This window comes from Peristeroidobacter soli, from assembly GCF_004138485.1.
Lineage (GTDB): Bacteria > Pseudomonadota > Gammaproteobacteria > Steroidobacterales > Steroidobacteraceae > Steroidobacter > Steroidobacter soli.
Map to the genome: position 1 here is coordinate 665914 of NZ_RYEV01000003.1, position 21919 is coordinate 687832.

Genomic DNA, 21919 nt, shown 5'->3' on the forward strand with positions numbered 1-21919 from the left:
GACTGCTTCAGCCGAAGACGCGGCGAAGCAGTGACGGGAGTAAGGACTCCGAACGCTCGATCTTGCTGGTGTTGCCGGTGCCCTTGGTGGACGACAGAGCGCTGGCGGGAGTCACCACCGCATTCATCACCGCGCGAGGATTGAGTTGAGGCGTGGTGGCCGCGGTCGGTGGAGTAAAGACGGAAGGTTTCGTCGGTGAGGGTGGCGGCGATGGAGCGACCGATTCCAAGGTCACTGTCGCGACCTTGGGCGCGGTCGTCAGCGCCGAAGTAATCGCCGGCGTGCCCGGCTCGATGTGCAGCGGCTTGCGTTGCGCGAGCCAGCCGACCAGCGGCAACCATTGCTCCAGGTCCTCGCGCACCGAATTCGGTTTCATCTCGAACACGCCCAGACCGATCTCCGCCGAGCGAATGTAAGCCTGCGAGTCGCGCAGCGTCGCGATGACTGGAATCTGCAGGTTCTCCAGAAACTTCATCAACGACTTGTAGACCAGCGTCTGCTTCTTCACTCGATTGGCGATCACGGCGATGCGCTGCTCATCGCGACGGAGCTTGGCAATCAGCAGCAGATTGGATATGCATTTAGCCGCGGCGTGAATGTCGATGTCCGAGGGCAAGACGGGGACCAGCACGGCGGTGGCGTTACGCGTGATGTCGGGCAATTTCTGCGGCTCGACCGCTGCCGGCGTATCCACCACGAGGCGCTCTGTATCCAGTGGCAGACGAGTGGCGAAACTGCGGGTCAATCCGGTATTACGTTCGTAAGCGGCAATGCCGTGGATCAGCGGCTGCTCCTGGGTGCGCTTGCTGAGCCAGTGCGTGCTCGAGCCCTGGGCGTCCATGTCCATGAGCGTGGGTCGCAGCTTCTCGAGCGCGAAATAGCTGGCCAGGTTGGTCGCTATCGTGGTCTTGCCGGACCCGCCCTTGGGATTTAGAACGACGATCTTTTGCATGCTCGCGGACGCCGCGGTTCTTGCCTCAACAATCGACTGTCAAATTGAGTCAGTTTCTGTCGTGAATCAGCCTACGCAGCGTTTGGCAACGCCGCAAGCTCGGAAGTTGTGACGATCATCACCGGCCGTGCTTGCCCGTGCTGTGAGTCGGCTCACACCGACCCCAATTGACTCCCCGCTAGAGTCGTCACCGATCAACTTTGAGGACCCCTATGGAATTCCTGCTGCTGTGGTGGGACAACCTTGACGATTCCCTGGGTGCCGCCCGGCACCTGGCGCCGAAGATTCTGGGTTTCCTGCTGGCCTTCGCTCTGTTCGCGCTCACTGGATTCGCACTGCTGCTGGCCCCTCAGGTCGCCCTGGCCGCCATCGGGCTGATGCTGTCGGCCTCGCTCTATGATTATTGGCGTCGCCGTCGCGCGGCGCTCGCCGAACCCCGCTAGACCCGCTGTTAGGCATCTCCCCGAAAAATATATCGGGGAGAATGCTCTCACCCCCGCCTTGAACTCGCGGCGTGGGGTCCCCATAAGCCGACGCGTCCATCTATCATGGCCGGCCTCCCCGGACCGGGCCTATCACCGCATCAGGTTTTGCTGGCCGATGCGCGACGCGAACTTATGGAGAGCACTACATGAACGACACGGGCACGCACGAGACTCAGACGCAGACGTTGGGTTTTCAGGCGGAGGTCAAGCAGCTGCTGAAGCTGATGATCCATTCGCTATACAGCCACAAGGAAATCTTTCTTCGCGAGCTGATCTCCAACGCTTCCGACGCGCTCGACAAGCTGCGCTTCGAGGCGCTCGCGAAGCCCGAGCTGCTGGAAGGCGGCGGTGAGCTGACCATCACCATCGATGCCGACAACAACGCGCACACCATCACCATCGTCGACAACGGCATCGGCATGAGCCGTCAGGAAGCCATCGAGCACCTGGGCACCATCGCCAAGTCCGGCACCTCCGACTTCCTCGCCAACCTCACCGGCGATCAGAAAAAGGACGCGCAGCTGATCGGCCAGTTCGGCGTCGGCTTCTATTCATCGTTCATCGTCGCGGACAAAGTGGAAGTGTTCTCGCGCCGTGCCGGCCTCGAAGCGGGCGCTGGCGTGCACTGGACGTCGGCCGCGGACGGCGAGTTCACCGTATCGGATATCGAGTTGCCCGAGCGCGGCACGCGCATCGTGTTGCATCTGAAGGAAGGCGATCGCGAGTTCGCCGATCAGTATCGGATTCGTTCCCTGGTGCGGAAGTATTCCGACCACATCGCGTTCCCCGTGCGCATGCCGAAGCCGGCGCCCTATAAAGCGGAGGACGAAGAGAAGAAAGACGACTCGGTCGTCGCCGAGGTCAAGCCGGAAGACGCCAAGCCCGAATTCGAAACGGTCAACGCCGCGCAAGCGCTCTGGGCCCGGCCGCGTACCGAGCTGAAGGACGAGGAATACAAAGAGTTCTATCGTCACGTCACGCACGACTTCACCGATCCGCTGGCGTGGTCGCACGGCAAGGTCGAAGGCAAGAAGGAATACACCAGCCTGCTGTATATCCCGTCGCGCGCGCCGTATGACCTGTGGCATCGCGAAGGCGCTCGCGGTCTGAAGTTGTATGTGCGTCGCGTGTTCATCATGGACGACGCCGAGCAGTTCCTGCCGCTGTATTTGCGCTTCGTCAAAGGCGTGGTCGATTCGGCCGATCTGCCGCTCAACATTTCGCGCGAGATGCTCCAGCAGGACCCCGCGATAGAGACCATGAAGACCGGTCTCGCCCGCCGCGTGCTCGACATGCTGGCGAAGATGGCCAAGGACGAGCCGGAGAAATACGCGACGTTCTGGAAGGAGTTCGGCACCGTGCTGAAGGAAGGTCCGGCCGAGGATCATGCCAATCGCGAGCGCATCGCCAAGCTGCTGCGTTTCTCCAGCACGCTGGCGGACAAGCCTGAGTCGGACGTGTCGCTCGAGGAATACGTCGGACGCATGAAGGAAGGCCAGAAGGAGATCTACTACGTCATCGCCGACAGCTTCGGTGCCGCGAAGTCGAGCCCGCATCTGGAAGTGCTGCGTAAGAAGGGCATCGAAGTGTTGCTGTTGTCGGATCGCGTCGACGAATGGCTGGTCGATCACCTGCGCGAGTTCGACGGCAAGCAGCTGAAGAACGTGGCGCGCGGCGAGCTGGATTTCGCGGCCATTCAGTCCGAGGACGAGAAGAAGGCGCAGGAAGAGTTGTCGAAGGGTCACACCGAGCTGGTGGAGCGCATGAAGAAGGCGCTCACCGATCAGGTCAGCGACGTGCGCGTCACTGTGCGCCTGGCGGATTCGCCGGCCTGTCTGGTGCTCGGTCAGTACGATATGGGCGCGCAGATGCGTCGGATCATGGAGGCGGCAGGGCAGAAGGCACCGACCAGCAAGCCCACGCTCGAGGTGAACCCGAATCATCCGTTGCTTCAGCGGATCGAGAAGACGTCCGAGGACGCCGAGTTCAACGACCTGTCGATGCTGTTGTTCGAGCAGGCTACGCTGGCTGACGGCGGTCAGTTGCCCGAGCCCGCGGCGTTCGTGCAGCGGCTGAACCGGTTGCTGATGAAGACGGCGTGATTCTCGCCCGGGTATGATGGGCGCATGAAGACCAAGCGCTCATCATCATTGGTTCTGGTTGGCGTCGCCGCGACGGTGCTCGCGGCGGCGTGTAGCAACGATGTTCCCAGCACGGCTCGCCGTCCGGCGGATGCGCCGGCGGCGGACGCGGCACCGATCACCGAGTTGCAGAAGAACGATATCGTCAAAGGATCGGGTGAAGGAATTTCTTCCGGACAGCAGGCGGTCGTGCATTACACCGGCTGGCTGTACAACCCGAATGCGGCCGACCACAAGGGCAAGCAGTTCGACAGCTCGCGCCGCAGTGGCCGGCCGTTTCGTTTCGTCATTGGCGCGGGCAGCGTGATCAAAGGCTGGGACGAAGGCGTGCAGGGCATGCAGCCCGGCGGTCAGCGTCAGTTGGTGATCCCGGCGGATCTCGGTTATGGCGCGACGGGCGCGGGCAACGGCGAGATTCCGCCGAATGCCACGCTGCTGTTCGATATCGAATTGCTGGCGATCGAAGATGCGCCAGCCCCGCCGGCGCCGTAGCCGGTCCGAAAGACCCACCCCCTGGCCCGCTCCCGTATACGGGAGGGGGAATAGATTTTTATTTTTTTCTACGGTGGAGGAGGAATGCCGAAGGGCTATTCGTCCAGCGGCTTCGGCTGGTTGATCTTGGGATTGTTGGAGTAAGTCCCGGTCACGGTCGCCTGCGCCAGGATGTGCGGGCGAATTGCCTGCAATACCTGTTGACCGGTGAAATCGCCGTCCACCGGCGCTTTCGCGCAATCGAGCGCGTACACCGTGAAGTTGTAGTGGTGCACGATGTCGTCGTTCCAGGGCGGGCACGGGCCGTCATAACCCTTGTACGTGCCTTTCATGTCGGCGTCGCCCGCAAACCAGCCGGTGTAATCGTTCACGCCCTGGCGTGAGCCGGTCGGGCCGCCGAGCTCTTTCTTGCCGCCGGCGACGATGCCCTTGGAGCATTCGCCAGCTTTGATTTCCGTAGTCTGTGACGGGATATCGACCATCACCCAATGATAGAAATCGGTGCGCGGCAGGCTCGCCGGGACGCGGCGGCCTTCCTGGTTCACGTCATCCGGTTGGGACGGAACGTCCGGATCGACGCAGATCAGCGCGAAACTGCGCGTCTGCGCGGGCGCGTCGCTCCACTGCAATTGCGGGTTGTGGTTGTCCGTGAGGCGGATGTGCAGCACCGGATCCGGCGCGCCGAACGCGAACTTCTCCGGAATGGGCTGATCGGGCTGGAAGCTGGCGGAACTAAGCTTCATGACAGTCTCGCAAGGTCGGATCTAACGGAATCGAAGGACGGCGGTCGATGTTCCCTCAGCGGGTGCGAAATCTTCGCCCGCGCGAGAGTGCCATACGCCATGAATGGTACCCTGGAACCATGACTGCAACCGCTCCCATCGCCTCGCAAACGCTGACCATTCCCGGCCCGGCCGGGACACTCGAAGCCCTGCTCGATCTGCCCGCCGTGATGGCCGCGCCGGAATCGGTCGCGGTGATCTGTCATCCGCATCCGCAATACGGCGGCACCATGACCAACAAAGTGGTGTACTCGATTGCCAGAGCATTCAACGAAGCGGGCGCGCCATCGGTGCGATTCAACTATCGCGGTGTGGGTGCAAGCACGGGCAGCTACGATGAAGGTAACGGCGAGACTGACGACGCGATCGCCGTGCTGGACTGGGCCGCGCAGCGCTGGCCGGGCGCGCGATTGATGCTCGGTGGATTCTCCTTCGGTGGCGCCGTGGCGATTCGTGCCGCCGCCGCTCGTGATGTGGCGAGATTGGTGACAGTCGCGCCAGCCATTCGCCGGGTCTCCGTCGATGACCGCGCGTTACCCCAATGTCCCTGGCTGATCGTGCAAGGTGACCGCGATGAACTGGTGGATCCCAATGACATCCAACAGTGGGCGCAGTCTCTGGCGGAGTCGCCGCGCCTGGCGATACTGAGCGGCGTGGAACACTTCTTCCATGGCCGCTTGAATGAGCTGCGGCAAGTCACGGTGCAATGGTTGATTGAGCTCGCGCAGCTGGGGCGCTGAGCTTCACGGAGTACGCATGTTACTGGGGCAATTGAAAAAGATTTTTGGCGAAGATCCGGTGCCGCGCGGCGTGCTGGAAGATCGCGAGCCTTTCGAGCTGGCGACGGCGGCATTGCTGCTGGAGCTGGCGCGCGCCGATTTTTCCGAGTCCGATGCCGAGGTGCAGGCGATCCGTCATCTGTTGCAGAAACGGTTCGGGCTGAACGACGACGCGCTCGACGTGTTGATGGTCAACGCCGCGAAGCGCGCCGACAAGGCGGTCTCGCTGCATGAATTCACGCACCGGCTGAATCAGGGGTTACCCGAAGCGGACAAGCTGCAGATCGTGGAGATGCTCTGGCGCGTCAGTCACGCCGACGGCCGGATCGACAAGCATGAGGAGCAACTGGTCCAGCGAATCGCGGGGTTGCTGCATATTTCCGATCGCGACCGGGTGCGCTTGAAGCTGAAAGTGGTCGTGCAGAGCGATCGATAGAGTCGGGGCGGGGACGGCGCCGGACGAATCCGGCGCCGCGAAAGCATCAGGAGCCGTGAACTATCAGTTCACCATTTCCTTGAGGCTCTTCAGCGCAGCGATGCGCACCTTCTTGCTGGCGGGCTTCGCCTTGAAGGTCATCTTTTCGCCCGTGAACGGGTTGATGCCTTCGCGAGCCTTGGTGGCAGGCTTCTTCACAACCTTCATCTTCAGCAGGCCCGGCAGGGTGAACAGTCCCGAACCCTTCAGGCTCTTCTTCACTACGCCGCTCAACGACTCAAACACATCGGACACTTGCTTCTTGGCAAGACCGGTGTCCTTGGAAATCTGCGCAAGGATCTCCGACTTGGTCGGCGCAGCATTCTTTTTTGCCATTTGTAGTCTCCTGAGTAAGTGACAAATCGCGCCGTCTTGAAATGGATCGGTCGCGGGCAATCGCAAGACGCGCGGAAAATAGCACAAGATTTGCCGGGAAATAAGCAGCTCACCCGTTTTTTCGCCTGTTTTTTCAGGCCCGCGCGCACTCCCTCACTGCGCTTGGACCCGCTCGGCGGGCCAAAGTCGTCGGGCGATTGCGACTGAAGGGTACTTCTCCGATCGAAAGCGGCCGAGGCCCTTTCGATACGGTCGGCAAAAGACGCGACTTTTGCCGGTCATGTGACTCTGATCGAAAGCGGCCGAGGCCCTTTCGATACGGTCGGCAAAAGACGCGACTTTTGCCGACCTGTGACACGCTCAGTTGGAGACGAATTCGCGCTTCAACTTCACGTTGAACGGCGCCGATTCGCCCTGCGGCGTGACGTTGATGTCGAACACCAGGATTTCGGTGCCGGCGATGGTCACCTCGCCGATGGAGTAGATCGCTTCGCCTTCGGAAACACGGCGCATCTCCATATCCTTCAACTGACCGTTCAAGTTGTAGGCGTCGACCGCTACCGTGGCTTCCACCGGCTTGCGCGGCGCATGCTCGGCTTCCTTGCGCAACACCGTCACGTTGAGCATGACGCGATTGGCGCTACGCTGGATGCCGTAGGCGCGTGCGATCTCGGGTGTCAGCTCGTCGGTGCGAAGCGCGTTGAAGTGCACCTCGTAATTTCCGAAGTCCTTGAAGGTTTCGTCCAGTGCCTGCGCCGGCATGGCGCGTTGCTCGGGCTTCTCGGTGCAGCCCACGAGCAGGGTGGCCGCGAACAGCGCGAGCAGCGGGCCCATCGACGAAGCTCGGGTCTTGCGAACGCTGGTGTGCCTGCTGGTGTTATTGATCACCGTTGTTCTCCAAAAGGCGTTGGAGAACTGTTTATAGCACCGTTCGTCGCGTCAGGTGATCGCGATGTGTAGCGCCTGCAGGATGATGATGGCGAACAGCGCCGACAGATCGATGCCGCCGAGTGGCGGGATGATCCTGCGCAACGGGCGTAGTAGCGGCTCGCACAGAGTATCGAGCAGCGACGCCGCCGGACTGTATGTGCCCGGTGCGATCCAGCTGAGAATGGCGTACAGGATCAGGGCGAAGATATAGAACCGCAGGACGGTCGTAACCAGCATCAGGAACACGACCTGGATGAACTGCGCGGGCGTGAAGATGCCCGGGTAACCGCCGAGCAACCACATCATGGCGACCGCCGCCGCCTGCACGATGATCAACGCGACGACCGAAGCGGTGTCGACCTTGCCGATCGGCGGCAGCACTTTCCGCAGCGGCAGCACCAGTGGATTGGTCATGCGGATCACGGCCTGCGACAGCTGATTGCGCGAGTCCGCGCGCGCCAGCGGTAACAGGACGCGCAACAAGAAGACCATGACCAACAGCACCTGAAGCAAGGTGCCGACGATGAATCTGATTGCTTCCATGAGTGAAGTTACGCGCTACCCAGTTCTTTCGCCAGCTGCGCCGAGCGTTGCGCGGCGGCGGTGACGGCCTGTGAAAAGATAGCACGGACGTTGTTGGCTTCCAGATGCTTGAGTGCCGCTTCGGTGGTACCGCCCTTGGAAGTGACCTGCTGGCGCAAAGTTGCGGGCGAGTCGCTTGACTCGCGCGCCATGAAGCCGGAGCCGTACGCAGTCTCGACCGCCAGCTTGCGGGCCACTTCCGCCGACAGGCCGAGCGACTGGCCGGCTGCTTCGAGCATTTCGATCAGCAGGAAGAAATAAGCGGGGCCGCTGCCGGAGATCGCGGTCACGGTATCCATGTCGGTTTCACGCTCGACCCACAGCGTCGCGCCGACTGCGCCGAGGATCTGCTCGGCGAGCGCGCGATGCTCTTGCGACACTTGCTCGTTCGCATAGAGCGCGGTGACGCCGCAGCCTTGCAGCGCTGGACGATTCGGCATGCAGCGTACGACCGGCACGCCGCCGGCCCAACGCTGGATGTCGGCGGCGAGAATGCCGGCGGCCACCGAGATGATCAGCGGACGGGTGCGTTGAATCTGCTCCTGAAGCGCGCTGACCACATTACGCAATTCCTGCGGCTTGACGGCCAGCAGAATCACGTCCGCATCGCGCACGGCGTCGGCGTTGCTGGCGGCGGTCTGCACGTTGTATTGAGCTTGCAGTGACTGCAGCGTTGGCGCGTACGGATCGGCGACCACGAGCTGCGACGGCGCGGTGCCCTTGGCGATCAGGCCGCCGATCAGGCTGCGCCCCATGTTGCCGCCACCGATGAATGCAATACGTTGTTTCATGTTTATCTGGATCAAATTCAAGATCGAATGAGAGGATAGCCGCCCCAGGGCGGCTATCGGGTGGGGCGCTTACCAAAAATGGCCGTGCCAATTCTGACCCAAGTCGCGCCCGCAGCCACGGCGGCCTCGAGATCCTCGGACATGCCCATCGATAAAGTATCGACCGCCAGTCCGGCGTCCAGCAGCTGACGCTGACAAGCGACGAGTTCCTCGAACAGCGCGCGCTGTTCCTCGAAAGTATCGCGCGGCGGTGGAATGCACATCAGGCCGCGCAGTTTGAGCTTGGGCAGCGTCGCCACTCTTTGCGCCAAGGGCAGCAGTTCCTCCGGGGTCACGCCGCCTTTGCCGGGCTCGGGCCTCAGGCTGACCTGCACACATATATTGAGAGGCGGCGCGTAGTGGGGGCGCTGCTCGTTCAGGCGAATGGCGATGCGCTCCCGGTCCAGCGTGTGGACCCAGTCGAACTGCTCGGCCACCGGGCGCGTTTTATTGCCCTGGAGCTGGCCGGTGAAGTGCCAGGTCAGCTTCAAGTCCTGCAATTCCTGCAGCTTGGGCAGCGCCTCCTGCAGGTAATTCTCGCCGAAATCGCGCTGGCCCAGGGCCGCCAGTGCCCGGATGCAGCTTGCCGGGTGGCCCTTACTGATTGCGACCAGCCCCACGGAATCGCACAGTCTGCCCCACTGCGACGCAACGGTAGCGATACGTTGGCGGGTTTCCGTCCAGTTATTCGCCAGGTTTGAAGATGCGCTGTCTGTCACTGTGTCAGCCGAAATCTGCGGACCGGTTAACATATTGAGCCCGATACCGCTCCGTTATACTGCCGCACGCTCGTCTTTTGCGTCCGCGCCACCCTGACCCGTCCCCGGCAGGGCTCGCGGATTGAAAGGAAGATTCATGCCTGTCGATATCGCGCAGCTGTTGGCTTTCGCCGTCAAGAACAATGCCTCGGATCTGCATCTGTCGGCCGGTGTGCCGCCGATGATCCGTGTCGACGGCGACATGAAGCGCGTCAACATGCCGGCGCTCACTCATAAGGAAGTACACAGCATGGTGTACGACATTATGAATGACAAGCAGCGCAAGGCTTATGAAGAGTTCTACGAGACGGACTTTTCCTTCGAGATTCCCAAGCTGGCGCGCTTCCGCGTCAACGCGTTCAATCAGAGCCGTGGCGCGGCCGCGGTGTTCCGGACCATTCCCTCGTTGATCATGTCGCTCGACGACTTGAACGCGCCGAAGATCTTCAAGGATCTGGCCATGCAGCCGCGCGGCCTGGTGCTGGTGACGGGCCCGACCGGTTCGGGCAAGTCCACGACCCTGGCGGCGATGGTCAACTATGTGAACGACAACAAGCCCGATCACATCATCACCATCGAGGATCCGATCGAGTTCGTGCACGAGAGCAAGCGCTCGCTGGTCAATCAGCGCGAAGTGCATCGTGACACGCTGGGCTTCTCCGAAGCGCTGCGCTCGGCACTGCGCGAAGACCCCGACGTGGTGCTGGTCGGCGAAATGCGCGACCTGGAAACGATTCGTCTGGCGCTGACCGCCGCGGAAACCGGTCACTTGGTCTTCGGTACCTTGCATACCAGCTCGGCCGCCAAGACCATCGACCGTATCGTCGACGTGTTCCCTTCGGCCGAAAAAGAAATGGTGCGAACCATGTTGTCCGAGTCGCTGCGCGCGGCCATCTCGCAGAGCTTGCTCAAGCGCATCGGCGGCGGCCGCGTGGCCGCGCACGAGATCATGATCGGCACACCCGCGATCCGTAACCTGATCCGCGAAGGCAAGATCGCGCAGATGTATTCGGCGATCCAGACCGGCCAGAAAGACGGCATGCAGACGCTCGACCAATGTCTGACCGAGCTGCTGCAGAAGGGCGTGGTGACGAAGGAAGAAGCCCGCTTCCGTGCTCAGAACAAGGATGCGTTCTGATCATGGCGAGAGATCGGACATCCTGTCACGACGCTCGCGGAGGCGACCCATGTCTCATTGGAGATGGGCGTGGTTTTTGCCCGCCTCTGGCCGGGCCGTGCCGGCGGGGTACATCCTGTACCCGGTAGAAGATATTTGAATAGGTTGCGAAATGGAACGCGAACAAGCCATCAAGCTGATGCAGGACCTGCTCAAGCGCGTCGTCGACCGCAAGGGCTCGGACCTGTTCATCACCGCCGGGTTCCCGCCCGCGATCAAGGTCGACGGCGAAATCCGCCCGCAGTCCGAGCGCGTGCTCACGCCGGAGCAGGCGGCCGTGCTGGTTCGTTCCATCATGAACGACAAGCAGACGCGCGATTTCGACGCCTCCAAGGAATGTAACTTCGCGATCGCGCCCGCCGGCATCGGCCGGTTCCGTGTCAGCGCGTTCGTGCAGCAGGGTCAGATCGGCTGCGTGGTGCGAACCATCAACGCCAAGATCCCCACGCTGGAAGAGATGCAGCTGCCGCCCATCCTGCGCGATGTCGTGATGAGCAAGCGCGGCCTTTGTATTCTGGTCGGCGGGACCGGCTCGGGTAAGTCCACGTCGCTGGCCGCGATGTTGAACTACCGGAACGAGAAAACCCGCGGTCACATCATCACCATCGAAGACCCGGTGGAGTACGTGCACAACCACAAGGGGTGCGTGATTACCCACCGCGAAGTCGGCGTCGACTGCGAAAGCTGGCACGTCGCGCTCAAGAACACCCTGCGGCAGGCGCCGGACGTGATCCTGATCGGCGAAATCCGGGACCGCGAGACCATGGAATACGGCATTCAGTTCGCGGAAACGGGCCACCTGGTGCTCGCGACGCTGCACGCCAACAGCGCCAACCAGGCGCTGGACCGCATCATCAACTTCTTCCCGGAAGAACGCCGGGAACAATTGTTGATGGACCTGTCGTTGAATATCCGGGCGCTGATCTCGCAGCGTCTGATTCCGCGCGAGTCCGGCACGGGCCGCATCGCCGCGATGGAAATCATGCTGAACTCGCCGTTGATCGCCGACCTGATCTTCAAGGGCGAAGTCGCGCAGATCAAGGAAGTCATGGGCAAGTCGAATCGCGTCGGCATGAAGACGTTCGACCAGTCGCTGTTCGACCTGTACGAAAGCGGCATGATCTCCTACGAGGACGCGCTGCGTAACGCCGACTCGAAGAACGAGGTGCGCTTGCGCATCAAGCTCGAGAGCAAGCGCGAGATGAAGATTTCCGATGAGGCGAGCGACAGCTTGCGCATCATGGATGAAGAGACCGAAGGCGTAATTGGTAGATAGTGACAAACATGGCTGCCGACGGCGAAACGATCAACAACGAGGCGGGCGCGGACAACACCGGCGAGGAACGCGCGGTCGTCCTGAATACCAAGCCGTTGTTCAAGCTGATGGTGGACAAGCGCGCTTCCGACTTGTTCTTCACCTCCTACGCGCCCATCAAGATCAAGATCGAAGGCCAGATCTTTCCGGTCAACAAGCAGATGCTGACGCCGGAAGTGGTGCGTCAGGCTGCTTACGGTCTGATGACCCAGGAACAGATCGACGCATTCAACGACGAGCTGGAAATCGACTTCGCCATCTCCGAGCCCGGCCTCGGCCGCTTCCGGGTGAACGTGTTCCATCAGCGCGGCAATCCCGCGATGGTGCTTCGCTACATCACCGCCGACATGCCGCGTCTGGATGACCTCGGCCTGCCGGAGATCCTCAAGGATCTGATGATGATGAAGCGCGGTCTGCTGCTGATGGTCGGCGCGACCGGCTCGGGCAAGTCGACCACGCTGGCCTCGATGATCAATTATCGCAACGAGAATTCCTCGGATCACATCATCACCATCGAAGATCCGATCGAGTTCCTGCATTCGAACAAGAAGTCCATCATCAATCAGCGCGAAGTCGGCCTGGATACCAAGTCCTACGCCCGCGCGCTTCGCAGCGCCATGCGCGCGGCGCCGGACGTGCTGCTGATCGGTGAGATCCGGGACCGCGAGACGATGGAGTCGGCGATCATGCTGGCGGGTACGGGGCACCTGGTGCTCGCGACTCTGCATGCGAACAACGCGGCTGAAACGCTCGACCGCATCATCAACATGTTCCCGCTCGATCAGCACACGCAGATCTTCCTGGATATTTCCCAGTACCTGCGCGCGATCATTGCGCAGCGTCTGGTGCCGGGTAAGAACAAGCGCCGCGTGGCGGCGGTAGAGTTGCTGATCAACACGCCGCACGTGCAGGAGCTGATCAAGAAAGGCGACGTGCTGGGAGCGAAGGAAGCTCTGCGTACCAGTTCCGAGAAGGGCATGCAGCACTTCGATACGGCGTTGTACGAACTCTATAAAGCCGGTCGCATCACGATGGAAGATGCGTTGACCTACGCCGATTCGCGTACCAACCTCGAAGCGAAGATCAACTTCGGCTGAGCGGGCTCGCTCAGCCTCACGCAATGCGCCGTTACGGAACTGTTACCAGATGGAAGGTACGGCTACCGCTCTTATCTTGGGGTAGGTCTCGGTCGTGCCGATGCAGCCGTCATAGTACAGCGTGACAGTCTGTCCCGATGTATGTGCCGCGAGGATCTGCGCCCAGATCGCTTTGAAGTTGGATGCCGCAGTGTCGATTCCCAGATACTGGGAAGAGGTGCAGCCATTGCCGGGATTCAGATTGCTCGTTGTTCGGATGTACGCCAGACCGTTATCCCAGATGTAGTAACCAGTGATAGTCACGGGTTGCGGGGCCCAGGCCGCGAACGACGTGAGGGGTAACAGCAACGCAGCCGCCGCGAATTTTATCCTTTTCATCGTATCCCTCGAATTTGTTGAAAGCGCGGAGCTACGATAGCACTCGCAACGAACTCACAGGGATGCTCAGGCGCTGCCCCAAATCTTCCGCCGCGGCAATCTGGTGCGCGGGGCCGCTGGTGACGATCCGGGTTTGAGTGCGGAGTTGTTTTGTCAGCGCGCTCAGCCACGCTTCCGCCAGTTCGATCGCCGACCCGTCGTAGCAGCCGGGCAGGCCGGCGGTGCTCGCCAATCGGCTCGCAACCCCGAACTCTTCGAGCGAAGGCACGGCGGCAATCACGCCGGGGAGCATGCCGGGCACGAGAATGGTCGACGGTCGGGGCTTGAAGGAAAACGAGCCCGCGCTTCCGATCAGCACGAGCAGCGGCGAGCGCGCGTCCGCTTGATGCATCTCGTGGGCGGTCCGAATGACCGCCGCCTGTTCCGAGTCCATGCCGATCAGCAGTCGCACGGCTCACCTGCAGGAAAGTATCCGATCAACGCAGTACTTCAGGCGCACTAACGCGGCGGCGTCGACGAGCCGCGCGTTTGTTCACTGAAAATGCCGGCGCGCCTGCACGTTGCGGGCGATGGTGGCGAGCACGGCCATGCGGACGGCGACGCCGTTGGTCACCTGGCGCTGGATCACGGACTGCGGGCCGTCGGCCACGGCGCTGGCGATCTCGACATCGCGATTCATCGGTCCCGGGTGCATGACGATCGCGCCGGCGCGGGCCTTGGTCAGGCGCTCGGCGGTGATGCCGAATGTGCGGTGATAAGTCACTTCGTCGGGTATCGCCGAAGCGGTCATGCGCTCGCGCTGAATGCGCAGGGCCATCACGACATCGACGCCGCTGATCGCCTTGTCGATGTCAGTGAAGCGGGAGGCGCCTTTGAACTCATCCTTGCCCGGCATCAAATCTTCCGGCGCGGCGATGCGCAGCTCCTCGACGCCGAGCGTCGTGAACGCATGCCAGGCGGACCGAGCGACGCGCGAGTGACTGATGTCGCCGGCGATCAAAACTTTGAGCTTGGTCAAATCGCCCTTGGTCTGGCGGATAGTGAGCGCATCGAGCAACCCCTGCGTCGGATGTGACAGATGCGCCTCGCCGGCATTCAAAATACAAACATGGGGCGCGACGTACTTCGCAACGTACGCCGGCAATCCGGGCTCGGCGTCGCGCATCACCAGGATGTCCGCCTGCATGGCTTGCAGCGTGTAAATCGTGTCGAGCACCGTCTCGCCTTTGACGCGAGAGGACGACTGCATGTCCAGGTTGACCACGTCCGCACCCAGCCGTTGCGCCGCCAGCTCAAACGACACGCGCGTGCGCGTGCTCGGTTCGAAGAACAAATTGGCGACGGTGTGTCCGGCCAAGGTCTGGTCGCGCGCGGCCAGTTCGCCGGGCGTTCGTGCGTAGAACTGGGCCAAGTCGAGCAGGGCGACGATTTCGTCGCGGCTCATGCCGTCCAGGGTGATCAGGTGTCGCAGCCGCCCTTCGGCGTCGCGCTGCATTTGGGCGCTGTTGTCGGTACTCATAGTCGGAACGGGATTGTAGCCGCGCCGACCCGTTAGAGCACGTTCTCCGCCGCGCCGGGATTCTCCAGCCACTGCTCCAGCAAAATGCGGGCAGCGATCATGTCCACGTCCGCATGGGTATTGCGACGTTTCTTCATACCCGAAGCGCGGGCCTCGCGCAGCTGCGCCTCGGCCTCACGCGAGCTCAGTCTTTCATCTACCAAGGCGACCGGCTTGCGGTAACGAGACTTCAACTCGGCTGCAAAGGAACGACTGACGTCGGTGAGCAGCGTCGGCGTGCCGTCCATGTTCCAGGGTAAGCCGACCACGAATTGCGACGGCTGATATTCCTGCACGAGCTTGCCGATCGCCGCCCACGGCACATCGCTACCACGCTCCAGTGTAGTGAGCGCGCGAGCGGTACGAGTCAGCGTGTCGCCGCTGGCGACGCCGATGCGTCGGGTGCCGTAATCGAAGGCGAGAATGACCTGCGGGCTCAGGCGTGGCCCACCTGATCGCTGATGGTGGCGAGGTCCACGCCGAGCAGGCGGCCGGCGGCGCGCCAGCGTTGCTCATAGGGCGTGTCGAACAGGATGCGCTCATCGGCGGGCGCCGTGAGCCAGGCGTTCTGCGCCAGTTCGGTTTCCAGCTGACCGGCGCTCCAGCCGGCATAGCCCAATGCGACCAGCGCGGTATTCGGGCCGCTGCCGCGAGCCATGGCATTCAGAATGTCGGGCGAAGTCGTCACCTGCAGGCGGGGCGACACCTGGCGGGTATGTTCCCAATGACCGCCGATCTGGTGCACGACGAAGCCGCGGTCGGTCTGCACCGGGCCGCCTTGCAAGACTTGCTGGTGACCGAACACCCCAGGGGCCGTCGGCATTTTCAACTGCTCGAACACATCCAGCAGCCGCATCTGTAACGGGCGGTTGATGATGATGCCGAGCGCGCCGTCGGCGTTATGTTCCCAGATGAATGTGACCGTCTGGGCAAAATTGCTGTCGGTCATCGCCGGCATGGCGATGAGGAACTGATTGGTGAGGAAGTCGCCTTCGGACATGGTCCAAGTATCCGGCGCCGTCCGCCCTGGCTCAAGCACGGAAGCTCACTTTTTGGGGGCGCCGAGGAATTGCCATTCGTAGGCGAACCGCAATTCCCGGTACTGCTTGCGCAGCTCGCTCGGGAACGGGTCGAACGGCGAGGCCAGGCGCAGGATGGACAGCGCCGCCTGGTCGATTTCCTTGTTGCCGCTGGAGCGCCGGATCAGGGCGTCGCCCAGGGTGCCGTCGGCTTGCAAAGAAACTTCCAGCACCGGGTTGCCGGTCTGGCCGTTGCGGGCGTACTGAGGAAAGTTGAGCGTGCCCAGCCGCTCGACCTTGGAGCGCCACGCATTCAGGTAGGGCGCGAGTTTCGATTCGCGCGTGTTCGGCACGATCTCGATCGCTCCATCCAGGCGCTGACCGCGCAGGACCAGCGACGTGTCGGTCGCGCTGGTCGCGATCGGGCGCGGAGCGGTGGTCGACAGCGCCAACGGCGTTTCCGCCTGCTGCGACGGATTGTTGTCACCGCTGCGGTATTCGACTTCGCTGCGATCACTCCGGCTGCTGATGATCTCCGTGGATCGCTGACCGGAGACCGCTTCCTTGTATTGATCGCTGTTGCCGTCGGGCACGCCGTCCAGATCGGCCACGACCGGCGAGGACGTCGGATTCGCCGGCCGGACGCGCTCGTCGGTGGTGCCGCTGCCTTGCTGATTGCGCTGGGCCAGATATTGAGCGGTGGGATTGTCGGCGGCCTTGGTGTCGTTACTGGTGAGCAACAGCACTTCCAGGGTCGGAGTAGGGCTGTTGTCACTGCGAGGCACGGCGAATGTGATGCCCAGAATCACGATGCCGTGAAACAGCGCCGCCAGAAACAAAGTGGTGGTCAGCCGGTCGTTGACCGGTGCCTGTCCCTCCCGCAATTCGCCGGCGAGGGCTTCGTCGTCTGGCGGGGCCGAAGCGTTCATTTCAGTCGTTTCTCTATCGCATCCATGAGCAGGCCGGCGATCCGGGTGCCGAACTGCTTGTCCAGTTCACGGACGCCGGTGGGACTGGTCACGTTGATCTCCGTGACGAAGCCGCCGATGACGTCCAGTCCAACAAAGAGCATCCCGCGACGCCGCAGCTCGGGCCCGATCTGAGCCACCAGCCAGCGGTCGCGATCGTTCAGCTCGCGGCCCACGCCCTTGGCGCCGGCGGCGAGATTGCCGCGATTGTCGGTGGCCGACGGAATGCGCGCCAGTGCATGGGGCGCCGGCTCGCCGTCGATGACCAGGATGCGCGAGTCGCCGCTCTCGACGATCTCCGGCAGATATTTCTGCACGATGGCGAAGCGCGTGCCGTACTCGGTCATGGTCTCGAAAATCACATTGGCATTCTTGTCGTGCTGTTCGAGCACGAAGATCGAGCGGCCGCCCATGCCGTACAGCGGTTTGCAGACGATGCGCCCATGCTCCTTCAGGAACGCGTGCATGTCGGCCATGTCGCGGGTGATGAGCGTCGGCGCGCAACACTGCGGGAACCAGGCGGTGTATACCTTCTCGTTCATGTCGCGCAGACCCTGCGGCCGGTTCACTACCAGCACGCCGGCCTCCTCGGCACGTTCGAGGATGTACGTCGTATAGATGTACTCCATGTCGAACGGCGGGTCCTTACGCATCAGGATGACATCGAATTCGGACAATCCCTGCACCTGGGATTCGCCCAGCTGATACCAGTCCTCGAGATCGTTCTCGACCTTGAGCGGCGCCAGCCGCGCCAGCGGCACGCCGTCGCGCAGCCACAGGTCGCGCTGCTCGGTGTACCACAGCTCCCAGCCGCGCTCCTGGGCGGCCAGCAGCATGGCCAGCGTCGTGTCCTTGGCCGGTTTGATCTCAGAGATGGGATCCATGACCACGACGACGCGGACAGGTTGCGACACAGTGCTTGGGTGGGGGGGGGACATGGGCATTTCACCTGGGAAGTCGAGCGTACACATCACACGTCAATTCGCGGCGCGAGCGCTGTGTGACGGGCTTCATAGTATAGGAAGGCGGGCGATGGCGGCCCTATAACCAATATGTTAAAAGTTCCGGCGGTTGTGCCCCCCGTGGGAAAAGGCGATCAGTCGAGGGCTTGAGGAAACAGCGCGATGGAGAACTTAAGCGTGAGCCAGTCCGCCCGATTGTCGGGCCTCAAGGTGCTGGTCATCGACGACAGCAAGACCATCCGTCGCACGGCCGAGACGCTGCTGTCGAAGGAAGGTTGCGAGGTGTTCACGGCGGTCGACGGTTTCGACGCGCTGTCCAAGATCGCCGACCATCAGCCCGACATCGTGTTCGTGGACATCATGATGCCGCGGCTGGACGGCTATCAGACCTGCTCGCTGATCAAGCACAACAAGGTGTTCCGCTCCATTCCGGTGATCATGTTGTCGAGCAAGGACGGCCTGTTCGATCGCGCCCGTGGCCGCATCGTCGGCTCCGAGCACTATCTGACCAAGCCTTTCACCAAGGATGAGTTGTTGAACGCGATCGAAACCCATGTTGGCGCGGTTGCCCGGTAACCGGCCAGGGAACAGGTAATGCGCACAGCATTGGCAACGCGGACGGAGCAAGGTACGGCGGAGCAAGGTATGGCACTGATCCTCATCGTCGACGATTCGCCGACGGAAGTGCACGTGATGCAAAAGGCACTGGAGCGCCACGGCTATCAGACGGCGTCCGCCGGCGATGGCGCCGAGGCGATCCGCAAGGCCAAGGAAATGAAGCCCGATCTGATTTTCATGGACGTGGTGATGCCGGGCGTGAACGGCTTCCAGGCGACCCGCAAGCTCGCCTCCGATCCGGACACCAAGGCCATTCCGGTGATCATGGTGACGTCCAAGGATCAGGAGACCGACCGCATCTGGGGCATGCGCCAGGGCGCCAAGGATTACCTGGTGAAGCCGGTCTCGATGGAAAAGCTGATCGAGAAGGCCCAGGCTGCGCTGGCCGGCTGACTCCGACAGGCCGTTTAATCCGGAAAAGTCGTAAGGAAATGAGCGCCACCGCCACCCTCAAGTCGCTGCGAGACAAGCCGTTCGATCTCCTGCGGGAGCTGGAGCGACTGGCGCGCGTCGCGCTGACCGGGCAGGGCCGTGACGCGGCCGCCGAGCGCGAATGGGTCGGCGTGGCCTTCCGGCTGAGCTCGGAAAGCTTTCTGGCCGCGCGTGAAGAGACCCGCGAGGTGCTGAGCTATCCGTCCGTTGTGACGCGCGTGCCAGGCGCGAAACCCTGGATTCGCGGCATTGCAAATGTGCGAGGTCAGTTGTTGCCGGTGGTGGATTTACGCGCTTATCTAGGCGGCGGCATGACCAGCACCAATCGCAGCACGCGCGTGCTGGTGGCGAACCATCGCGAAGTGCCGGCCGGGCTGCTGGTGGACGAAGTGCTCGGGTTTCGACGCTTTGCCGATGGCGAGTTCTCGGCGACGCCGCCCGCGACCATCGCCCGCTGCGAACGTTATCTCGCCGGCGCGTTCCGTCGCGGCACGGAGAGCTGGCCGGTGTTCAGTCTGCGCTCGCTGCTGGAGAGCGCCGAGTTTTTGCAAGCGGCGGTGTCCTAGCCGCGGTCGATCGATTCAGTTTCAGTTTGGCCAAACAGATAGACGAGACGTTGGAAGACGGTCGTGCAAAACAACTACAGCATCAGCACACGGCATGCGCCGCCGCCTGTGACAGCGGGTTGGCACGGCATTTCGTCTTCTGACGAAATGATCGCCACGGATGGGCAGGGTCATGGCTGAGAAAAAAATGATAGGCGTGCAGTTCCTGCCGGCCCTCATGGTGGTCGCGCTGGTCTGCGTAGTCACGGCACTCGGATTGTTAGCGTTCGCAGGTGGCGACACGGGCGGCGACGACAAGAGCGTCCGCGAGATGAACGAGCTGCTGGCGCTGTCCCAGAAGTTGCCTCTGCAAGCGAACGCCGCGTTGAGCGGCACCCAAGGCGCGTTCAGCGCGCTGTCTGGATCCCGTACCCGTTACTCGACACTGGCTGCTTCGCTCGGTCCCGACGTGCAGGGCTTTGCCGGCAGCACCGAGCTGTTGAAACAGAGTCAGGCCATCCTGAACGCGCAGGAAGCCATCGAAGGCGTGCAGAAATCCGCCATCGAAGTGCGCGCGCTGGTGCCCCAGTTGTTACAGAGCCTCGGCAACGTCGCGAGCGCGCTCGGCTCGCCCGGCATCGAAGGCATGACCCGTCACCTGGAACGTTTCGAGCTCACCGGGCTGCGCTTGCAACAGGACATGGAAGCGCTCGCCGGCGGCGTCGGCGACGCGACCGTGATCGCGCGCCGTCTGGCGGACGGCAACGATTATATGGGTCAGGTCGTCGGCGGCCTCGGCGGTGAAGACGCCGGCCTCGGCTTGCCGAAGGTCACGGGGCCGGAAGCGGAAGGCCGCTTCAAGAGCACCAGCTCTTTGTATGCTCAGCTGAGCGAGAAGGTGCGCACGGCGATTACCTCCGCCGATCGCGTCAAGGCCGCTCGCGAAGCCGCCGCGGCGCTCGCCGTCAGCGGCGACAAGATCTACACCGCGTTCGCCACTCGCGTTGGTGTGCCAGGCGGTACCGCCGCGGGCGTCGTCAACAGCAAAGCGCTGCCGATCGGGTTGCTGGCGCTCGGCTTGATCTCGCTGGTCATTCTGGCGTCGCTGTATTCGATGGGCGGCAACATCCGCAAACAGCTGGAAGTGCAGGCGAGCAAGAACGAACGCAACCAGGAAGCGATTCTGCGACTGCTCGATGAACTGTCGAGCCTGGCCGACGGTGATCTCACCGTGCAGGCGACCGTGACCGAGGACATCACCGGCGCGATCGCGGACTCCATCAATTACGCCATCGAAGCGCTGCGCGAGCTGGTCGCCACGATCAACGAGTCGGCGGTGTCGCTCGACTCCGCGGCCAAACAAACCCAGGGTTCGGTCAGTCAGCTGGCGAAGGCGTCGGTTGCGCAGTCCAAACAGGTCGCGCTGGCATCGGAGTCGGTGGCCGCGATGGCTTCGTCGACCGAAGAAGTGTCCGGCAACGCCGAGCGCTCGGCGGACGTCGCGCGTCACTCGGTGGATGTCGCCCACAAGGGCGGCGACGCCGTGCGCCGTACCATCGACGGCATGAACACCATTCGCGAGACCATTCAGGAAACGTCCAAGCGCATCAAGCGCCTCGGCGAGAGCTCGCAAGAGATCGGCAACATCGTCGAACTGATCAACGACATCGCCGAGCAGACCAACATTCTGGCCTTGAACGCCTCCATTCAGGCGTCGATGGCCGGTGAAGCGGGCCGCGGTTTCGCGGTCGTCGCCGACGAAGTGCAGCGGCTCGCCGAGCGCGCCGCCAACGCCACCAAACAGATCGAAGTGCTGGTGCGCACGATTCAGGCCGACACCAACGAAGCCGTGGTTTCGATGGAACGCAGCACCACGGACGTGGTGGGCGGAGCGCTGCTGGCCGAAAACGCCGGCGCGGCGCTGGAAGAAATCGAGCAGGTGTCGAATCAGATCGCCAGCTTGGTGCAAAACATTTCCGCCAGCGCGCGCCAGCAGTCGTCGGCGGCGCAGAACATCGCACGCAACATGGGCGTGCTCAGAGAGATCAGCTCGCAGACAGCGGAAAATTCCGCCGCTACGTCCAGCTCGGTCGGCAAGCTTGCCGAGCTGTCCTCGCAGCTGCGTAAGTCAGTCGCGGGCTTCCGTCTGCCGGACGCTGTGTCCGGTGGCTCTGCCTTGCTGACCGATCCGGCTCGCAAAGCGCCGCAGGTTTCGCCGCCGTCGCTCACCGCGACCGGCAGCAACACCGCCGCGAACCGCACCAACGCGCCGAAGAAAGTCAGCGGCCTCAACGTTTAAGAAATACGC

General features: G+C 62.4%; 26 protein-coding genes. 12 read left to right on the forward strand and 14 right to left on the reverse strand.

Going from position 1 to position 21919, the window contains the following annotated elements:
- Positions 1–7: 7 nt before the first annotated feature.
- Positions 8–952, reverse strand: a complete 945-nt coding sequence (locus EKO19_RS11720) for a nucleotide-binding protein (RefSeq protein WP_129776596.1) — start codon at positions 950–952, stop codon at positions 8–10.
- A gap of 212 nt (positions 953–1164) precedes the next feature.
- Here EKO19_RS11720 and EKO19_RS11725 point away from each other — a divergent pair, with 212 nt between their 5' ends.
- The 3 genes from EKO19_RS11725 to EKO19_RS11735 all read left to right on the forward strand — a co-directional run bounded on the left by EKO19_RS11725 (position 1165) and on the right by EKO19_RS11735 (position 4070).
- Complete coding sequence (locus EKO19_RS11725) at positions 1165–1395, forward strand: hypothetical protein (protein WP_129776597.1); 231 nt, start codon at positions 1165–1167, stop codon at positions 1393–1395.
- Between the two features lie 188 nt (positions 1396–1583).
- The gene (htpG, locus tag EKO19_RS11730) at positions 1584–3539 is read left to right on the forward strand and encodes a molecular chaperone HtpG (protein ID WP_129776598.1); all 1956 of its coding nucleotides are present in this window, start codon (positions 1584–1586) and stop codon (positions 3537–3539) included.
- A 24-nt stretch (positions 3540–3563) separates the two neighbouring features.
- Complete coding sequence (locus tag EKO19_RS11735) at positions 3564–4070, forward strand: FKBP-type peptidyl-prolyl cis-trans isomerase (protein ID WP_129776599.1); 507 nt, start codon at positions 3564–3566, stop codon at positions 4068–4070.
- A 95-nt stretch (positions 4071–4165) separates the two neighbouring features.
- On the opposite strand, the gene EKO19_RS11740 is transcribed toward EKO19_RS11735, so the two are convergent.
- Positions 4166–4813: a YbhB/YbcL family Raf kinase inhibitor-like protein gene (locus tag EKO19_RS11740; RefSeq protein WP_129776600.1), complete on the reverse strand. Its 648-nt coding sequence runs from the start codon at positions 4811–4813 to the stop codon at positions 4166–4168.
- A gap of 119 nt (positions 4814–4932) precedes the next feature.
- Here EKO19_RS11740 and EKO19_RS11745 point away from each other — a divergent pair, with 119 nt between their 5' ends.
- Both EKO19_RS11745 and EKO19_RS11750 read left to right on the forward strand, forming a co-directional pair.
- Positions 4933–5592, forward strand: coding sequence for an alpha/beta hydrolase (locus tag EKO19_RS11745; RefSeq protein WP_129776601.1), 660 nt, complete (start codon positions 4933–4935; stop codon positions 5590–5592).
- Between the two features lie 16 nt (positions 5593–5608).
- Positions 5609–6067: a tellurite resistance TerB family protein gene (locus tag EKO19_RS11750; RefSeq protein WP_129776602.1), complete on the forward strand. Its 459-nt coding sequence runs from the start codon at positions 5609–5611 to the stop codon at positions 6065–6067.
- 63 nt (positions 6068–6130) lie between these two features.
- On the opposite strand, the gene EKO19_RS11755 is transcribed toward EKO19_RS11750, so the two are convergent.
- From EKO19_RS11755 to EKO19_RS11775, 5 genes are all read right to left on the reverse strand, one after another.
- Entirely contained in the window at positions 6131–6442 is a 312-nt protein-coding gene (locus tag EKO19_RS11755; protein WP_116810858.1) for an HU family DNA-binding protein, read from the reverse strand.
- A gap of 360 nt (positions 6443–6802) precedes the next feature.
- Positions 6803–7330: a DUF4426 domain-containing protein gene (locus EKO19_RS11760; protein WP_129776603.1), complete on the reverse strand. Its 528-nt coding sequence runs from the start codon at positions 7328–7330 to the stop codon at positions 6803–6805.
- Positions 7331–7381: 51 nt separating this feature from the next.
- On the reverse strand, positions 7382–7915 hold the full coding sequence (locus EKO19_RS11765) for a YggT family protein (protein WP_129776604.1): 534 nt from the start codon (positions 7913–7915) through the stop codon (positions 7382–7384).
- 8 nt (positions 7916–7923) lie between these two features.
- Positions 7924–8745, reverse strand: a complete 822-nt coding sequence (gene proC, locus EKO19_RS11770; protein WP_129776605.1) for a pyrroline-5-carboxylate reductase — start codon at positions 8743–8745, stop codon at positions 7924–7926.
- Between the two features lie 53 nt (positions 8746–8798).
- Complete coding sequence (locus tag EKO19_RS11775; protein WP_129776606.1) at positions 8799–9536, reverse strand: YggS family pyridoxal phosphate-dependent enzyme; 738 nt, start codon at positions 9534–9536, stop codon at positions 8799–8801.
- A 103-nt stretch (positions 9537–9639) separates the two neighbouring features.
- On the opposite strand from EKO19_RS11775, the gene EKO19_RS11780 reads away from it, so the two are divergent.
- The 3 genes from EKO19_RS11780 to EKO19_RS11790 all read left to right on the forward strand — a co-directional run bounded on the left by EKO19_RS11780 (position 9640) and on the right by EKO19_RS11790 (position 13131).
- Complete coding sequence (locus EKO19_RS11780; RefSeq protein ID WP_129776607.1) at positions 9640–10680, forward strand: type IV pilus twitching motility protein PilT; 1041 nt, start codon at positions 9640–9642, stop codon at positions 10678–10680.
- Positions 10681–10831: 151 nt separating this feature from the next.
- Positions 10832–11995, forward strand: coding sequence for a PilT/PilU family type 4a pilus ATPase (locus tag EKO19_RS11785; protein WP_129776608.1), 1164 nt, complete (start codon positions 10832–10834; stop codon positions 11993–11995).
- A gap of 8 nt (positions 11996–12003) precedes the next feature.
- Complete coding sequence (locus EKO19_RS11790; protein WP_129776609.1) at positions 12004–13131, forward strand: PilT/PilU family type 4a pilus ATPase; 1128 nt, start codon at positions 12004–12006, stop codon at positions 13129–13131.
- 42 nt (positions 13132–13173) lie between these two features.
- On the opposite strand, the gene EKO19_RS11795 is transcribed toward EKO19_RS11790, so the two are convergent.
- From EKO19_RS11795 to gshB, 7 genes are all read right to left on the reverse strand, one after another.
- A complete protein-coding gene (locus EKO19_RS11795; RefSeq protein ID WP_129776610.1) occupies positions 13174–13509 on the reverse strand; it encodes a hypothetical protein in 336 nt (111 codons plus the stop codon).
- A 31-nt stretch (positions 13510–13540) separates the two neighbouring features.
- The gene (locus EKO19_RS11800) at positions 13541–13960 is read right to left on the reverse strand and encodes a hypothetical protein (protein WP_129776611.1); all 420 of its coding nucleotides are present in this window, start codon (positions 13958–13960) and stop codon (positions 13541–13543) included.
- 81 nt (positions 13961–14041) lie between these two features.
- On the reverse strand, positions 14042–15028 hold the full coding sequence (locus tag EKO19_RS11805) for an aspartate carbamoyltransferase catalytic subunit (RefSeq protein WP_129776612.1): 987 nt from the start codon (positions 15026–15028) through the stop codon (positions 14042–14044).
- A gap of 32 nt (positions 15029–15060) precedes the next feature.
- Positions 15061–15573: a Holliday junction resolvase RuvX gene (ruvX, locus tag EKO19_RS11810; RefSeq protein WP_322095745.1), complete on the reverse strand. Its 513-nt coding sequence runs from the start codon at positions 15571–15573 to the stop codon at positions 15061–15063.
- Entirely contained in the window at positions 15504–16067 is a 564-nt protein-coding gene (locus tag EKO19_RS11815) for a YqgE/AlgH family protein (protein WP_129776614.1), read from the reverse strand. Before EKO19_RS11815 ends, ruvX begins: the two co-directional genes overlap by 70 nt.
- Before the next feature lie 45 nt (positions 16068–16112).
- On the reverse strand, positions 16113–17015 hold the full coding sequence (locus EKO19_RS11820; protein WP_129776615.1) for a TonB family protein: 903 nt from the start codon (positions 17013–17015) through the stop codon (positions 16113–16115).
- Positions 17012–17998 (reverse strand): glutathione synthase, encoded by a 987-nt coding sequence (gene gshB / locus EKO19_RS11825; protein WP_322095741.1) that lies wholly within the window; start codon positions 17996–17998, stop codon positions 17012–17014. Before gshB ends, EKO19_RS11820 begins: the two co-directional genes overlap by 4 nt.
- 195 nt (positions 17999–18193) lie before the next feature.
- Here gshB and pilG point away from each other — a divergent pair, with 195 nt between their 5' ends.
- The 4 genes from pilG to EKO19_RS11845 all read left to right on the forward strand — a co-directional run bounded on the left by pilG (position 18194) and on the right by EKO19_RS11845 (position 21910).
- The gene (pilG, locus tag EKO19_RS11830; RefSeq protein WP_246038878.1) at positions 18194–18592 is read left to right on the forward strand and encodes a twitching motility response regulator PilG; all 399 of its coding nucleotides are present in this window, start codon (positions 18194–18196) and stop codon (positions 18590–18592) included.
- Positions 18593–18661: 69 nt separating this feature from the next.
- Positions 18662–19027 (forward strand): response regulator transcription factor, encoded by a 366-nt coding sequence (locus EKO19_RS11835; protein WP_129776618.1) that lies wholly within the window; start codon positions 18662–18664, stop codon positions 19025–19027.
- Positions 19028–19065: 38 nt separating this feature from the next.
- The gene (locus tag EKO19_RS11840; protein ID WP_129776619.1) at positions 19066–19632 is read left to right on the forward strand and encodes a chemotaxis protein CheW; all 567 of its coding nucleotides are present in this window, start codon (positions 19066–19068) and stop codon (positions 19630–19632) included.
- A gap of 172 nt (positions 19633–19804) precedes the next feature.
- Positions 19805–21910: a methyl-accepting chemotaxis protein gene (locus EKO19_RS11845; protein ID WP_217705272.1), complete on the forward strand. Its 2106-nt coding sequence runs from the start codon at positions 19805–19807 to the stop codon at positions 21908–21910.
- Positions 21911–21919 lie beyond the last annotated feature (9 nt).

Excerpts from the sequence above, each read along its gene's own strand:
- EKO19_RS11740 (WP_129776600.1), bottom strand. The coding sequence starts at position 4,813 with ATGAAGCTTAGTTCCGCCAGCTTCCAGCCCGATCAGCCCATTCCGGAG.
- EKO19_RS11725 (WP_129776597.1), top strand. The coding sequence starts at position 1,165 with ATGGAATTCCTGCTGCTGTGGTGGGACAACCTTGACGATTCCCTGGGT.
- EKO19_RS11755 (WP_116810858.1), bottom strand. The coding sequence starts at position 6,442 with ATGGCAAAAAAGAATGCTGCGCCGACCAAGTCGGAGATCCTTGCGCAG.
- EKO19_RS11820 (WP_129776615.1), bottom strand. The coding sequence starts at position 17,015 with ATGAACGCTTCGGCCCCGCCAGACGACGAAGCCCTCGCCGGCGAATTG.
- EKO19_RS11835 (WP_129776618.1), top strand. The coding sequence starts at position 18,662 with ATGGCACTGATCCTCATCGTCGACGATTCGCCGACGGAAGTGCACGTG.
- EKO19_RS11750 (WP_129776602.1), top strand. The coding sequence starts at position 5,609 with ATGTTACTGGGGCAATTGAAAAAGATTTTTGGCGAAGATCCGGTGCCG.
- EKO19_RS11735 (WP_129776599.1), top strand. The coding sequence starts at position 3,564 with ATGAAGACCAAGCGCTCATCATCATTGGTTCTGGTTGGCGTCGCCGCG.
- EKO19_RS11795 (WP_129776610.1), bottom strand. The coding sequence starts at position 13,509 with ATGAAAAGGATAAAATTCGCGGCGGCTGCGTTGCTGTTACCCCTCACG.
- EKO19_RS11845 (WP_217705272.1), top strand. The coding sequence starts at position 19,805 with ATGGCTGAGAAAAAAATGATAGGCGTGCAGTTCCTGCCGGCCCTCATG.
- gshB (WP_322095741.1), bottom strand. The coding sequence starts at position 17,998 with ATGCCCATGTCCCCCCCCCACCCAAGCACTGTGTCGCAACCTGTCCGC.
- EKO19_RS11790 (WP_129776609.1), top strand. The coding sequence starts at position 12,004 with ATGGCTGCCGACGGCGAAACGATCAACAACGAGGCGGGCGCGGACAAC.
- EKO19_RS11840 (WP_129776619.1), top strand. The coding sequence starts at position 19,066 with ATGAGCGCCACCGCCACCCTCAAGTCGCTGCGAGACAAGCCGTTCGAT.
- EKO19_RS11720 (WP_129776596.1), bottom strand. The coding sequence starts at position 952 with ATGCAAAAGATCGTCGTTCTAAATCCCAAGGGCGGGTCCGGCAAGACC.
- proC (WP_129776605.1), bottom strand. The coding sequence starts at position 8,745 with ATGAAACAACGTATTGCATTCATCGGTGGCGGCAACATGGGGCGCAGC.
- EKO19_RS11780 (WP_129776607.1), top strand. The coding sequence starts at position 9,640 with ATGCCTGTCGATATCGCGCAGCTGTTGGCTTTCGCCGTCAAGAACAAT.
- EKO19_RS11765 (WP_129776604.1), bottom strand. The coding sequence starts at position 7,915 with ATGGAAGCAATCAGATTCATCGTCGGCACCTTGCTTCAGGTGCTGTTG.
- EKO19_RS11745 (WP_129776601.1), top strand. The coding sequence starts at position 4,933 with ATGACTGCAACCGCTCCCATCGCCTCGCAAACGCTGACCATTCCCGGC.
- htpG (WP_129776598.1), top strand. The coding sequence starts at position 1,584 with ATGAACGACACGGGCACGCACGAGACTCAGACGCAGACGTTGGGTTTT.
- EKO19_RS11815 (WP_129776614.1), bottom strand. The coding sequence starts at position 16,067 with ATGTCCGAAGGCGACTTCCTCACCAATCAGTTCCTCATCGCCATGCCG.
- EKO19_RS11775 (WP_129776606.1), bottom strand. The coding sequence starts at position 9,536 with ATGTTAACCGGTCCGCAGATTTCGGCTGACACAGTGACAGACAGCGCA.
- EKO19_RS11785 (WP_129776608.1), top strand. The coding sequence starts at position 10,832 with ATGGAACGCGAACAAGCCATCAAGCTGATGCAGGACCTGCTCAAGCGC.
- EKO19_RS11805 (WP_129776612.1), bottom strand. The coding sequence starts at position 15,028 with ATGAGTACCGACAACAGCGCCCAAATGCAGCGCGACGCCGAAGGGCGG.